14 protein-coding genes are annotated in these 13623 nt (G+C 69.1%); 7 read left to right on the top strand and 7 right to left on the bottom strand.

What is annotated here, in order from left to right; translation table 11 throughout:
- Positions 1 to 30: 30 nt before the first annotated feature.
- Complete coding sequence (gtdA, locus tag RZE77_RS01800; protein WP_319440435.1) at positions 31 to 1116, bottom strand: gentisate 1,2-dioxygenase; 1086 nt, start codon at positions 1114 to 1116, stop codon at positions 31 to 33.
- A 144-nt stretch (positions 1117 to 1260) separates the two neighbouring features.
- Between gtdA and RZE77_RS01795 the strand changes: the two genes are divergently transcribed.
- The 6 genes from RZE77_RS01795 (at position 1261) to RZE77_RS01770 (ending at position 5303) form a co-directional block, all read left to right on the top strand.
- Positions 1261 to 2160, top strand: a complete 900-nt coding sequence (locus RZE77_RS01795) for a LysR family transcriptional regulator (RefSeq protein WP_319440434.1) — start codon at positions 1261 to 1263, stop codon at positions 2158 to 2160.
- Positions 2161 to 2253: 93 nt separating this feature from the next.
- Entirely contained in the window at positions 2254 to 2703 is a 450-nt protein-coding gene (locus tag RZE77_RS01790) for an acyl-CoA thioesterase (RefSeq protein ID WP_018903932.1), read from the top strand.
- Between the two features lie 81 nt (positions 2704 to 2784).
- Positions 2785 to 3291: a phasin family protein gene (locus tag RZE77_RS01785; RefSeq protein WP_319440433.1), complete on the top strand. Its 507-nt coding sequence runs from the start codon at positions 2785 to 2787 to the stop codon at positions 3289 to 3291.
- Positions 3292 to 3417: 126 nt separating this feature from the next.
- A complete protein-coding gene (locus RZE77_RS01780) occupies positions 3418 to 4134 on the top strand; it encodes a TetR/AcrR family transcriptional regulator (RefSeq protein ID WP_319440432.1) in 717 nt (238 codons plus the stop codon).
- A 4-nt stretch (positions 4135 to 4138) separates the two neighbouring features.
- Complete coding sequence (locus RZE77_RS01775; protein ID WP_319440431.1) at positions 4139 to 4975, top strand: tetratricopeptide repeat protein; 837 nt, start codon at positions 4139 to 4141, stop codon at positions 4973 to 4975.
- Between the two features lie 70 nt (positions 4976 to 5045).
- Positions 5046 to 5303: an acyl-CoA-binding protein gene (locus RZE77_RS01770; RefSeq protein ID WP_319428811.1), complete on the top strand. Its 258-nt coding sequence runs from the start codon at positions 5046 to 5048 to the stop codon at positions 5301 to 5303.
- 10 nt (positions 5304 to 5313) lie between these two features.
- Here the strand turns inward: RZE77_RS01770 and RZE77_RS01765 are convergent, their stop codons facing one another.
- The 4 genes from RZE77_RS01765 to RZE77_RS01750 are packed head-to-tail and all read right to left on the bottom strand — an operon-like array spanning position 5314 to position 10131.
- Complete coding sequence (locus RZE77_RS01765) at positions 5314 to 6552, bottom strand: CaiB/BaiF CoA transferase family protein (protein ID WP_319440430.1); 1239 nt, start codon at positions 6550 to 6552, stop codon at positions 5314 to 5316.
- Between the two features lie 48 nt (positions 6553 to 6600).
- The gene (locus RZE77_RS01760) at positions 6601 to 6918 is read right to left on the bottom strand and encodes a polyhydroxyalkanoic acid system family protein (RefSeq protein WP_319440429.1); all 318 of its coding nucleotides are present in this window, start codon (positions 6916 to 6918) and stop codon (positions 6601 to 6603) included.
- On the bottom strand, positions 6911 to 8044 hold the full coding sequence (locus RZE77_RS01755) for an aminopeptidase (RefSeq protein ID WP_319440428.1): 1134 nt from the start codon (positions 8042 to 8044) through the stop codon (positions 6911 to 6913). The genes RZE77_RS01760 and RZE77_RS01755 overlap by 8 nt, the downstream gene beginning before the upstream one ends.
- Positions 8041 to 10131 (bottom strand): molybdopterin-containing oxidoreductase family protein, encoded by a 2091-nt coding sequence (locus RZE77_RS01750; RefSeq protein ID WP_319440427.1) that lies wholly within the window; start codon positions 10129 to 10131, stop codon positions 8041 to 8043. The genes RZE77_RS01755 and RZE77_RS01750 overlap by 4 nt, the downstream gene beginning before the upstream one ends.
- A gap of 57 nt (positions 10132 to 10188) precedes the next feature.
- Between RZE77_RS01750 and RZE77_RS01745 the strand changes: the two genes are divergently transcribed.
- Positions 10189 to 11313, top strand: coding sequence for an ABC transporter substrate-binding protein (locus RZE77_RS01745; protein ID WP_319440426.1), 1125 nt, complete (start codon positions 10189 to 10191; stop codon positions 11311 to 11313).
- Here RZE77_RS01745 and RZE77_RS01740 read toward each other — a convergent pair.
- Positions 11310 to 12404, bottom strand: a complete 1095-nt coding sequence (locus RZE77_RS01740) for a M14 family metallopeptidase (protein ID WP_319440425.1) — start codon at positions 12402 to 12404, stop codon at positions 11310 to 11312. The genes RZE77_RS01745 and RZE77_RS01740 overlap by 4 nt on opposite strands.
- On the bottom strand, positions 12401 to 13603 hold the full coding sequence (locus RZE77_RS01735) for a M20 aminoacylase family protein (RefSeq protein ID WP_319440424.1): 1203 nt from the start codon (positions 13601 to 13603) through the stop codon (positions 12401 to 12403). The genes RZE77_RS01740 and RZE77_RS01735 overlap by 4 nt, the downstream gene beginning before the upstream one ends.
- Positions 13604 to 13623: the final 20 nt, after the last annotated feature.

Below are 13623 nucleotides of genomic sequence, written 5' to 3'. Positions count from 1 at the left end.
AAGAGAAGAACGAAAAAATGCGGACGGTTTTCAGGCGTCTTCGAGAAAGGCTTCGCGCAGGATGCCCATGGCCTGCTGCACGGGACGGTCCGAAAAGCTGAAGAGCACCACGTCCTCGGCGGGCGCCGACAGGCGCAGCGGCGCCCACGAAGGCACCACGAAGGTGTCGCGCGGCCCGAACTCGAAGCGCCGGCCCGCGATCTCCGCGATGCCGCGGCCTTCGACCACGCTGTAGACGGTGCCGTCGGTGGCACGGTGCGCCTTGCCCGTGAAGCCTTGGGGCAGCAGCTGCAGCTGGGTGCCGATGGTGGGCATGGGCGCGCCGCCCGTCAGCGGGTTGATGTAGCGCAGCTTGTGGCCCAGCCAGGCATCGGACGCCTCCTGCTTCTGCAGCAGGGCCAGCGCCTCGCGGCTGCGGGCGTAGGGATAGTTGAAGATCGGCGAGGTGGGCGACGCGTGGTCGTGGCGCACCGGCACCATGTTGTGGCCGAAGCGCGCGAGGCTGTTGCCCTCGGGGCGTGCCACGTGCTGCACCTTGGCGTCGTCGTTCTCGGCAAAGCCGGCGTCGAAGAAGCGCAGCATCGGAATGTCGAGCCCGTCGAGCCAGACCACCGGCTCCACCGTGCCGCCGACGCCCTCGTTGCCGTGGTCGTGCCAGGCCCACGAAGGCGTGATGATGAAGTCGCCCGGGTACATGGTGGTGCGCTCGCCGCCCACCGTGGTGTAGGCGCCCTTGCCGTCGACGATGAAGCGCAGCGCCGACTGCACGTGGCGGTGCGAGGGCGCCACCTCGCCCGGCATGATGAGCTGCAGGCCCGCGTAGATCGACTGCGTGATCGACGAGTTGCCGGGCAGCGCCGGGTTCTCGAGCACGAGCACGCGGCGCACCGCTTCCTCGGCGGTGATGAGGTCCGCCGATTCCATCAGCAGCGGCCGGATCTCGTCGTAGCGCCAGAGCGCCGGCACGCAGGGCGTGGCGGGCTCGCGCGGCACCAGCGCATGCAGCGACTCCCACAACGGCGTGAGGTGGAGCGGGCGGATGCGCTCGTAGTAGCCGCGGCGTTCCGCGGCATTGGCGGGCGCCGGGGCGGCAGGTTTCTGGGCGGTGGGGTTCATGGGCAGCAGCAGCTCCGGCCGTCGTGCGGCGGTTGTCTCCGGGGGAACGCGGATCTTCCGCCGGTACTACTATTGGCGCAATGGGGCCATGGCGATAGGCCCGATCTTGTTTCTTGATAGTGGTCGCCGCAAAGGAGTTGTTTCATGGCCCAGCTCGATCTCGAATGGCTGCTGGTGTTCGACGAGGTCTACAAGACCGCCAACGTGTCGAGCGCGGCCGAGCGGCTGGGCCTTTCGCAGTCGGCGGCCAGCACCGCGCTGGCCCGGCTGCGCACGCATTTCGGCGACAAGCTGTTCGTGCGCACCTCGCGCGGCATGGAGCCCACGCCCTATGCGCGGCAGATCCAGCCGCTGGTGCTCGACATCCTCGACCGGCTGAACCGGGCCAAGGGCGGGCGCGCAAGCTTCGATCCCGCGAGCGCGGCGCGCAGCTTCCGCATCTGCATGACCGACATCAGCGAGGTGGTGCTGCTGCCCGGCCTGCTCGACCACCTGCGCCGCACGGCACCCGGCGTGCGCATCGAGACCGAGATCATCTCCACCGAGAGCGGGCGCCGGCTCGAGGACGGCGCGGTGGACCTGGCCGTGGGCTTCATGCCGCAGCTGGACGCGGGCTTCTACCAGCAGACGCTGTTCATGCAGAACTTCGTCTGCCTGGCCGCGCGCAACCACCCGCGCATCGGCGAGCGGCTCACGCGCAAGCGCTTCGAGACCGAGGCGCATGCGGTGGTGGCCTCGTCGGGTACCGGCCATGCCATTGTCGACAAGACCATCGCGCGGCTGGGGCTCAGGCGCAACGTGGTGGCCAGCCTGTCGAGCTTCCTGAGCGTGGCGCGCATCGTGGCGCACACGGAGCTGATCGTGATCGTGCCCAGCATCCTCGGCAAGGTGCTGGCCACGCAGGAGCCGGTGAAGCTGCTGGAGCCGCCCTTCGAGCTGCCGGCCTATGCCGTCAAGCAGCACTGGCACGAGCGCTTCCATGCGGACGCCGGCAATGCCTGGCTGCGGCGCACGCTGGCGGAGCTGTTCGGCGGCGGCGGCTGAGCGTGTGCGCCGCGCCGACCGGCGGCGCGCGCCGCGGTGGGCGCTCGCTCGCATAATCGGAACCCCACCCACGGCCCACACAAAAGGCGGCGCATGTCCTCCATCACCCTTCGATTCCTGGCCGAGCCCAGCACCGTCAACTTCGGCGGAAAGGTCCACGGCGGCACCGTCATGAAATGGATCGACGAAGCCGGCTACGCCTGCGCCACCAGTTGGGCCAAGCGCTACTGCGTGACGGCCTTCATCGGCAGCATCCGCTTCCACCATCCGATCATGATCGGCGACCTGGTCGAGGTCGAGGCCCGGCTGGCCTACACCGGCACCACCAGCATGAACATCTCGGTCGAGGTGCGCAGCGGCGACATGAAGGGCGGCACCATGGACAAGACCACCGAATGCCTGATCGTCTTCGTCTCGGTCGATTCGCACGGCCGGCCGCTGCCGGTGCAGCCCTTCGTGCCCGGCACGCCGGGCGAAATGGCGCTTGCCGAACGGGCCAAGACCCATTTGGACGCCAGCCGCGCCGCCGGAGCCACCGTTTAGCCCGTGGCCATAGATACAAAGCTCTAAAAACGAGCGGGACGAGCGGCTAGAGTCGCTCGTTGGTTTCACAGGAATATTCGCATGGCTACCCAGGACGACGACGGCAACAAGGGCTCCGACCGCATCAAGGACTCGGCCCAGCAGATCTGGCTTGCCGGGCTTGGCGCCTTCGCCAAGATGCAGCAGGAAGGCAGCAAGGCCTTCGAGGCGCTGGTGAAGGACGGCGCCGGCTTGCAGAAGAAAACCCAGCAGGCCGCCGAGGAAACCCTCACGCAGGCGCAGACGCGCATGGCCGGCTTCGCGAACGAGTTCGGCACCAAGGCCGCGGGCCAATGGGGCAAGCTCGAGAACATCTTCGAAGAGCGCGTGGCGCGCGCGCTCGAAAAGCTGGGCGTGCCCTCGGCCGCCGAGCACGCCGCGCTGCAGGCCCGCGTGGCCGCGCTCGAGGCCGAACTGCAGCGCCGCCCGGGCAAGAGCGCCGCCGCCCCGGCGCGCACCGCAAGCCGCAAGACCGCGGGCCGCAGCGCCGCACCCGCCACCGCCGCCAAGAAGACCGTGCGGCGCAGCAGCAGCACCAAGCCGGGCTGAGCGCCTCCCGAGCCCCGTTTTTGCGGCAGTGCACAACACGCGCCGCGCAAAACATTGCGCTGGCGCATTCATGGTGCAGTGCACATACGCTAGAGTGTCCCCAAGAGACAAAAAACGGGGACTGACATGGCCAAGAAGGCGCCACGCCGCACAGCGCAACGCATCCTCGAAGCCGCACTCGAGCTGTTCAACCGCTTCGGCGAGCCGAACGTCTCCACCACGCTGGTGGCGGGCGAGCTCAACATCAGCCCCGGCAATCTCTACTACCACTACCCCGCCAAGGAAGAGCTGATCAACAAGCTCTACGAAGGCTACGAGGCAGAGCTCAACGAGCTGCTGCATGCCAGCGAAGGCGTGCACGATGTGGAAGACGCCTGGTTCTTCATGCACAGCCTGTTCGAGCTGATCTGGCGCTACCGCTTTCTCTACCGCGACCTGAACGACCTGCTGAGCAAGAACCGGCATCTCGAAACGCAGTTCCAGCTGGTGCTCAAGAACAAGACCCGCGCGATCCGCATGCTGATCGCGGGGCTGAGCCGGGCCGGGCACCTGGACATCGATGCCCACGAGGTCGACACCCTCGCCCAGAGCATGGTGGTGGTGCTGACCTACTGGCTCAGCTACGAGTACGTGCGCAATCCGCGCGAGGCGCTCGAACCCGCGCACGCCCAGGGCGCGCTGATGCGCGGCGGCCAGCACACGCTGCATCTGCTCGCGCCGTATCTCGGAGGCGAGCAGCGGCGGCATTTGCTGACACTCAGCCATGCCTACAGCGGCGATGATCCCGCAAGCGCGCGGCCTCCTCCGGAGGCCACCGCCGATTTGGCAGCCGAGGCCCGTTAACGCCATGCCCCATCCAGATTTCAAGCCGCTCTCGCTGATGTCCGCCAGCCCGGTCGCCGCAACCGCGCAATCCTGGACACCGCTGCCCTATGCCGACCTGCCGCGCTACGACGCGCACAGCCTCCTGCCGCACTGGCCCCGGCTGCACGCCGGCCACGCCCTGCCGCCGCCGCCGAACGGGCATCCGCTGGCCGACGGCTGGGCGCTCTATCACAACGGCGAGTTCGAGCGCGCCGCCGCGCTCGGCCTGGCGCACGGGCCGGACGGCCTGGTGCTGGCCAACCAGGCCACCGCCGTCTATGCCAACTACCTCGAGCCGCGCGAATCGGTCCGGCTTTCGATGTTCCGCCAGGTCATCGAGCGCGCCGCCGCCCAGGCCGGCACCGAGCCCGACAACTGCCATGCGCTCTACTGGCAGGCCTATGCGCTCGGGCGCTACAGCCAGGGCATCAGCGTGGCGCGCGCGCTGGCGCAGGGCCTCGGCAGCAAGCTCAAGGGGGCGCTCGAGCGCGTGATCGAGCTGCAGCCGCAGCATGCCGATGCGCACATCGCGCTGGCCGCCTTCCATGCCGAGGTGATCGACAAGGTGGGCGCGCTGGTCGGCCGCATGACCTACGGCGTGCGCGCCGAAATGTCGGTCGAGCTGTTCGAGCGCGGCCTCGAACTGCACCCCCATTCACCCAGCGCCCTCATGGAATACGGCCGCGCGCTGCTCATGCTGCACGGCGACGCGCGCCTGGGCGAGGCCACGCAGCTCTACGAGAAGGCCGCCGCGCTGAAGCCGGCGGACGCCAAGGAGCGGCTCGACGTGGAATTGGCGCGCGCCGGCCTGACGGACTGAGCCGCGCGCTGGTACCCGCGGGTACCGCGCACTTTAAGATGCGGGTTTCCTGCTTTTCAAACCGACCGCCATGTCCGATCTCGACACCCTCTTCGAAGCCGCCCAGGCCAACTCCAAGCTGCTGCCGGAGCGCCCCGACAACCCCACGCTGCTCAAGATCTACGGCCTCTTCAAGCAGGCCACCGAGGGCGACAACACGGCCAAGAAGCCGAGCTTCAGCGACATCGTCGCGCGCGCCAAGTGGGACGCCTGGACCGCGCAAAAGGGCCTCGGCGCCGACGAGGCGAAGCAGAAGTACATCGACCTGATCGAATCGCTGCGCGCCTGAGCCGCAGCGCTCAGCCGACGATCCCGCGCGCATGCAGCGCGGCGATCTGCCCGGCGCTCAGGCCGATCTCCTTCAGGACCGCGTCGGTGTCCGCGCCCAGCGCGGGCGCGTTGCGCCGGTGGCTGGCCGGCGTGAGCGAGAGCTTGGGCACGAAGCCGGGCACCGCGAGCGCGCTGCCGTCCGGCATTGGCACCTGCTGCAGCATGCCGCGCGCGGCGTAGTGCGGGTCGGCCGCGATGTCGGCGATGGTGTAGATGCGGCCGGCCGGCACCTGCGCCGCATCGAGCGCGGCCAGCACCTCGTCCACCGTGCGCTCCGCGGCCCAGTCGCCGATGGCGGCGTCGAGCATTTCCACCTGCGCCACCCGACCCGTGTTGCCAGCCAGTGACGGATCGGCCGCGAGGTCTGGCCGGCCGATGCATGCCATCAGCCGGCGGAAGATGCTGTCGCCATTGCCCGCCACGATGGCGTAGCCGCCGTCGGCGCAGCGGTAGGCGTTGGTCGGCGCAATGCCGGGCAGCGCGCTGCCGGCCGCCTCGCGCACCGCGCCGAACGCGCCGTACTCGGGCAGCAGACTTTCCATGCAGTTGAAGACCGCCTCGTAGAGCGCCACGTCGACCACCTGGCCCCTGCCCTTCGGATACTCGGCGCTGACGGTGGCATGGCGGTGCTGCATCGCCATCAGCACGCCGATCACGCCGTGCAGCGAGGCCAGCGTGTCGCCGATCGACACGCCCACGCGCACCGGCACGCGGCCGGGCTCGCCCGTGAGGTGGCGCAGCCCGCCCATGGCCTCGGCCACCACGCCGAAGCCCGGCCGGTCGCGGTAGGGGCCGGTCTGGCCGTAGCCGCTGATGCGCAGCATCACGAGCGCGGGGTTGGCGGCCAGCAGTTGGTCCGGGCCAAGGCCCCAGCCTTCCATGGCGCCGGGGCGGAAGTTCTCGACCAGCACGTCGGCCTCGGCGGCCAGCTGCCGCACCACGGCCTGTGCCTCGGCCTGGCGCAGATCGAGCGCGAGCGAGCGCTTGTTGCGCGACTGCACCTGCCACCACACCGAGGTGCCGTCCTTCAGGAGCCGCCAGCTGCGCAGCGGATCGCCCGCGCCCGGCGGCTCGATCTTGATGACCTCGGCGCCGAAGTCGGCCAGCGTGCGCGCCGCGAAAGGCCCGGCAATGAGCTGCCCGAGTTCGACGACCTTGAGGCCGGCCAGCGGGCCCGCGGCCGGGAGAGAAGAAGATGCGTGCGTCATGGCGCCAGAGTGTGCCGTGCCGCCGGTCATCGCCTGACCGACCGCCGCTCAGGCGAAGCGGGCACCGCCGCCACCGGGCGACGCCAGCAAGGCATCGAGCTTGCGCGATATCTTCTGCTCGATCTGGCCGCTGAAGCTGCTGAACAAAAAGCCCAGCGTCGCCTCCAGCGTCAGCGTGTCGGCCGTGACCTCCACCGTGCCGTCGATGCCCATGCGGCTGAACTGCGCGACGTCGCAGGCCTCGCCCTCGGTGTAGGTGCACTCCAGGCCGTAGTCCTGCCCGACCTGCTCGATCCACTGGCGTGCGACTTCGCGGGCGCCGGCAATGCCGAGTGCGTGGTTTCGTTCGATATGGATGTCAGGCACCTTGGCCTCCGTTGTTGTCGTTGTGGTCGTGGCGGGAATTCGTCTGCAGGATGCCGGTCGCGGTCTGCAATGCGTGGCGCCGCTCTTCCATCGTCGGCAGCGCGGCAATGCGGCGCACCTCCTTGTAGAAGCGCGGCCAGTTGCGGCTCTCGCGCACGAACAGGGCCTCGAAGCCCGGCACCAGGTCGTCGTAGGCACCCTGGGCCCCGAACGTCGCATTGTTGGCGCGCGCCACCCACAGGTCGTAGGCGCCCTGCCGCGGCCCCTGCCATTGCGCGCGCAGCATCGCGTAGCGCTCGCGAAAGGCATCCATCGCCGCCTTCTTCATGGCGTCGACCGCGGGCCAGTCGCCGGCCTTGGCCTCGGCGGATTCGTAGGCCCGGTTGAGCGCACGGCGCGTCTCGAGGGCCAGCGCGCGAAACTGCTGACGCTGCGCGTCGAAGCGCGCGTAGTCGCTGCGCGCCGCCTCGCCGGCCTCGCGCTCCAGCCACATCGCGCCGCCGATGCGCTCCACCGCGGTGGCGTACGACTCGTTGAAGACGATGTCGCCGGGCACATAGAGCACCTGGTGCGCGAGCTCGTGGAACACGATGCGCGCCAGCTCGCCTTCGGGGTAGCCGATGAAGGTGGAAAGCAGCGGATCGCCGCCGGCCCAGTTCATCCAGCCCAGTGTGGAATACGCCGGCACCGGGTACACGGCCGCTTCCAGCCCCTTGGCGCGCTGCGCCTCGGCCTCGGCCCGGGCGGCGGCCTCGTCGTAGTAGCCGCGGTAGCCCACGCAGCCGGCCACCGGAAAGCACCAGCTCTTGAGCGTGAGCGAATACGGCGGCGCGGCCACCACGTTCCACACCGCCGCGGGGCGGTGCAGATCGGCGTACGAGGTGTAGCTGGGGTTGTCGGGCAGCGCCAGTTCGGTGACGGCGAAGCGGCGGATGCGCTGCGCGAGTTCGAGCTTGGCCTTCAAGGGCGCGGAAACGGCGGGGTCCGCGAGCCATTCGGGCACCGGCTTGGCCACCCGCAGGATGCCGAGGTGGCCGCTGGCCGACTGCCAGTAGTAGCCGAGGTCGGCACAGCCGCCGAGCATCAGCAGCGCGCCGGCCAGGGCGAATGCGGGGGCAGCCCTCACCCCAACCCGCTCCCGGAGGGAGAGGGAGCAATACGCTCCACTTCGACCAGGCAGTCGTAGAAGGTCGGCCCGCGGCCGATGTCGGTCAGGCGCTGGCTGGTGAGCTGGTTGACGTTGGTGCCGTCCATGCCGAGCTTGCGCCACCAGATGCCCATGCCGTGCACCACGCCGGGCCGCGCGCGGCGCGACACCTCGGCGCGGCAGCGGTGCTCGCCGCGCTTGTTGAAGACGCGGACCACGGCGCCGTCCTCGATGCCGCGGGCGGCCGCGTCGGCCTCGTGGATCTCGAGCAGCGGCTCGCCCTCGATGGCGCGCAGGCTGGTCACGTTGACGAAGGTCGAATTGAGGAAATTGCGCGCCGGCGGCGAGATCATGGCCAGCGGAAACTCGCTGGAGCTGCCCGCCGCTTCGTAGTTGGGCACATGGTCGGGCAGGCCGTCCATGCCCTGCGCCTGCAGGCGCGCGCTGAAGAATTCGCAGCGGCCCGAGGGCGTCGGGAAGCGGCCCTCGGCAAAAGGCGCCTCGGGCAGCGCGAGGCTGGTGAAGCCTTGTTCCAGCAGCTGCGCGTAGTCGATGGCGCCCGGCGCAAAGGCGCTGCGGCACAGCGCCTCGTCGTCGTCCGAGAAGCAGGGCTCGTCGAAGCCCATGCGGCGCGCGAGCTCGCGGAACACCCAGGCATTGCTGCGCGCTTCGCCGCGCGGCGCCACCGCGGGCCGATTGAGCAGCACGTCGGTATGGCCGTAGCTGGTGTGGATGTCCCAGTGCTCGAGCTGGGTGGTGGCGGGCAGCAGGTAGTCGGCGTAGTCGGCGGTGTCGGTGCGGAACTGCTCGAGCACCACGGTAAAGAGGTCTTCGCGCGCGAAGCCCGCCACCACCTTGCCCGACTCGGGCGCCACCGCGACCGGGTTGCTGTTGTAGACCACGATGGCCTTCACCGGCTTTGCCTGGCCGTCGAGCAGCGCGTCGCCGATGGTGCTCATGTTGATGGTGCGCGGCTGACGGCCCGCGAGCAGGTCGGGGCGCTGCAGCGCGGCGCGGTCGACCGGAAAGTGGCCCGAGCTGCTCAGGAGGAGCCCGCCCGCGCGGTCGCGCCAGGCCCCCACCAGCGCGGGCAGGCAGGCGATGGCGCGCGCCGCGTTGCCGCCGCCGCGCACGCGCTGCATGCCGTAGTTCAGGCGGATCGCGGCCGGCCGGGTGGTGCCGTAGGCCTGCGCCAGCGCCACGATCTGCGCCTCGGGCACGCCGCACACGGCGGCCGCGCGCGAGGGCGGCCATTGCAGTGCGCGCTCCTTCAGCTGCTCCCAGCCGAGCGTGTGGTTGGCGATGAAGTCGTGGTCGAGCCAGCCGTGCACGATGAGCTCGTGCATCAGCGCCAGGGCCAGCGCGGCATCGGTGCCGGGCAGCAGGGCGATGTGCTCGTCGCACTTGTCGGCGGTTTCGGTCTTGCGCGGGTCGATGCACACCAGCCGCGCACCGGCGCGCCGGGCGGCCTGGGCGTGGCGCCAGAAATGCAGGTTGCTGGCAATGGAGTTGCTGCCCCAGATCAGGATCAGCTTCGCCTCGGCGAAGAACTCGATCCGCATGCCGGTCTTGGCGCCCAGGGTGTGGACCATGGCCTCGCCGCCGGCCATGGAGCAGATCGTGCGGTCCAGCAGCGTGGCGCCCAATTTGTGGAAAAAACGTCGATCCATCGACTCGCCCTGCACCAGACCCATCGTGCCTGCGTAACTATAAGGCACAATTGTTTCCGGATCTGTCTGCAATGCACGGAGATGCGCGGCGATGTCGTCAAGAGCGGCCTCCCAGCTCACAGGTTCGAACTGGCCGCTGCCCTTGGGACCAGTCCGCCTCATCGGCTGGACGAGCCTTTCGGCGTGGTCGTTGCGTTCGATGTAGCGCGAAACCTTGGTGCAGAGAACGCCACCGGTGTGCGAATGGGCCGGATTGCCCTGCAGCTTCACGGCCACGCCGTCCTTGACGGTGGTGACCAGCGCGCAGGTGTCCGGGCAGTCGTGCGGACAGGCGCCCAGGACCGTGGACGTAGGGGTGGGGAGAACAGCAGTTGTGGGGACCGGGGCATCGACCATCCGGCAAGTCTAAAGTTTTCCAGGCAGTGGCGCGGCAAGGCGCAAAGGAGGTTTCACATGATCAATCGCAGACATTTTTCCCTGGCCACCGGCGCGGCGGCGCTCGGCGGCTTCCAGTTGGCGCGGGCGCAGGGCGACGTGCCGCTGGTGCTGGGCCAATCGGCACCGTTCACCGGCCCGGCCGCGCAGCTCGGCATCCAGTTCCACCAGGGCGCCAAGCTGTTCCTTGACCAATACAACGCCCAGGCCGGCCGGCGCAACGTGGTCATCAAGAACCTGGACGACGGCTACGAGCCCGACCGCTGCGCCGCCAACACGCAAAAGCTGATCGAGGAAGACGTTTTCGCGCTGTTCGGCTACATCGGCACGCCCACCAGCATGGCGGCGCTGCCGCTCGCGGTGAAGGAGAAGGTGCCTTTCGTCGCGCCGTTCACCGGCGCGATGTCGCTGCGCGAGCCCTTCCACAGGAACGTGTTCCACTTGCGCGCCTCGTACAACGACGAGACCGCGCTGATCGTGAAGCAGCTCACGCACCTGGGGCTGAAGAAGATCGCGGTCTTCTACCAGAACGACGCCTACGGCAAGGCCGGGCTCGACGGCGTCACGCTGGCGCTGTCGCAGCAGGACCTCAAGCCGGTGGCGCTGGCCACGGTGGAGCGCAATTCGGTCGACGTGGCGTCGGCGGTGAAAAGCATCACGGCGGCGCGGCCCGACGCGGTGGTCCAGGTGGGCGCCTACAAGGCCTGCGCGGCCTTCATCCGCCAGGCGCGCAAGGCGGGCTACGGCGGCACTTTCTTCAACGTGTCGTTCGTGGGCACCCAGGCGCTGGCCGACGAGCTCGGCAAGGAGGGCGCGGGCGTGATGGTGACGCAGGTGGTGCCCTCGCCCTACAACCCGGCCAATGCGATCACGCGCGAATTCAGCGAGGCGGTGAAGAAGGCCGGCGCCGGCACGAGCGCCAACTTCTCGAGCATGGAAGGCTACATTGCCGCCAAGGTGCTGACCGAGGGCCTGCGCCGCGCGCCGGGCAAGGCCTCACGCGACGGCCTCATCGCGGGGCTCGAAAGCATCGACCGGCAGCAGTTCGGCGGCTTCGAGGTGTCTTTCTCGGCCAGGAACCACGTGGCATCGAAGTTCGTCGAGCTGTCGATGCTGACGGGCGACGGGCGGGTCCGCACCTAATTGCAGAGGCCGTCCACGGCCTGGAACATCGCCTGCCGCGCCTGGCTGATGACCTGGCCGCGCCAGGCGTCGGTGTCTGTATAGAAGGCCTCGAGCATGCGCGCGCGGATGCCGTCGGCCAGGTCGGCCGGCGCCTCGGGATGCTTGTGCAGCCAGTGGTCGGCGCGCAGGGCGGCCAGCACTTCCAGCATGGGCAGCGTGCCGTATTCGAGCGCAATGCCGGTGTATTCGGCCTGCGGGCACTCCTGGTATGCGGCGTCCGACATCTGGCCGCGCAGCAGCGCCGAGCTCGAGGAACCGTCGTAGATCGAGGTGACGGGCGCCGCGGGTGTGCCCCACCAGGCATTGGCGCGCGCGTAGGCGGCCTTGTCGTCGCGGCAGGCGAAGATGCGCTCGCCCAGGCCATTGGGCCCAAGCCCCGTGTGCAGGTCGATCCAGGCCAGCCGGCGCGCGCTGGCGGCATGCCGGCGCAGCACGCCGCGCAAGGTCTTGTTGCTCCAGGTTTGCGCCTTGCCGCCGAAGAACAGGCCGTCCTCGAACTGGTATTGCCCGCTGGTGATGGCCTCCTGGTAGGCAGCGGCGCCATGTTTGCCGATCCATTTCTCGATGGCGGCCTCGTTCTCGGGCGTGGGCGGCCAGGTGTCGGGCACGAGCAGCGGGTGCAGCTTGGCGTAGGGCTCGTTGGCCGGCAGCGGCTTCGAGAAATCGACGAAGTTGCGGTTCAGGTCGACCTTCTCCTGCGTGACGCGCCGGCCGTACGAAAAGCCATGCGGATTGAGCGCATGCACATAGAGCACCGCCACGCCCTGCGCCCGGGCCTTCTCGCGCCATTCGGCGTCGTGCAGCGCGAACACCTGCACGCCGCTGCCGCAGTGGCCTTCCACGCCGTGGCAACCGCTGGTGACGATCAGCAGGCGCTCGGCGTCCGCCGCGCCGTCGAGCGCCACGTCCATCGAAAGCTCCTCGCCGTCCCGCCCCTTGCCCGGATGCGCATGCGGCAGCGCCGCGAGGCCCGCGCTCACGCAGGCCTGCAGGAACTTCTGGCGGGCCTGGGCGTAGCGCGGCGAAAACGCCTCGCCGATGCCGATCAAGGCGCGGCTCCCCCGGGCTTGAGGAACTGCTGGGCCAGTTGCACCCAGCAGGTGGCGCCCAGGGGAATGAGGTCGTCGTTGAAGTCGTAGCTCGCGTTGTGCAGCGTGCACGGCCCTTCGCCGTGGTGCACGTCGCGGTGCGCGCCGTCGCCGTTGCCGATGAAGGCATAGGCACCGGGCTTGGCCTGCAGCATGAAGGCGAAGTCTTCCGAGGTCATGGCGGCTTCCTGCCGCAGCACGTTCTCGGCGCCCACGATCTCGCCCATCACGCGGCGCGCGAAGTTGGCCTCGGCCTCGGTGTTGATGGTGGGCGGGTAGTAGCGCTCGAAGCGGAAGTCGCAGCTCGCGTCGTGCGCCGCGCAGATGTGCTCGGCGATCTGCCTCATGCGCGACTCGATCATGTCGAGCACCTCGATCGAGAAGGTGCGCACCGTGCCCGTCATCTCGCAGTTGTCGGGAATCACGTTGTTGGTTTCGCCGGCATGGATGGTGGTGACCGAGATCACGGCCGAGTCGGTCGGCTTCATCTTGCGCGTGAGGATGGTCTGGAAGGCCTGCACGATCTCGCAGGCGATCGGCACCGGGTCGATGCCGGTCTGCGGCAGCGCGGCATGGCCGCCTTTGCCGATCACGTTGACGTAGAACTTGTTGCCCGACGCCATCACCGGTCCCGGGCTCACCGCGAACTGGCCGGCCTTCATGCCGGGCCAGTTGTGCATGCCGAAGACGGCGTCCATCGGGAACTGCTCGAACAGTCCCTCCTTGATCATCTCGCGCGCGCCGCCGCCGCCCTCTTCGGCCGGCTGGAAGATCAGGTAGACGGTGCCGTCGAAATTGCGGTGCTTGGCCAGGTGCTGCGCAGCCGCGAGCAGCATGGCGGTGTGGCCGTCGTGCCCGCAGGCGTGCATCTTGCCGTGGTGCTTGCTGGCATGCGCGAAGGTGTTGAGCTCGGTGACGGGCAGCGCGTCCATGTCGGCGCGCAGGCCCACGGCGCGGCTGCTGGTGCCGTTCTTGACGATGCCCACCACGCCGGTGGTGCCCAGGCCCCGGTGGATGGGAATGCCCCATTCGGTGAGCTTGCCTGCCACCACGTCGGCGGTGCGGACTTCTTCGAAGCAGAGTTCGGGATGGGCGTGGAGGTCACGCCGCACGGCGGCGATGCCGGCCGCTTGCGTGACGAGCGAATCGATGAGTTTCATAGAGCACAGTCTAGGCTTTG

This window comes from Variovorax sp. SPNA7, assembly GCF_033807855.1.
GTDB classification, from domain to species: Bacteria; Pseudomonadota; Gammaproteobacteria; order Burkholderiales; family Burkholderiaceae_C; genus Variovorax; species Variovorax beijingensis.
This window is presented reverse-complemented; position numbering and strand designations above follow the sequence as displayed.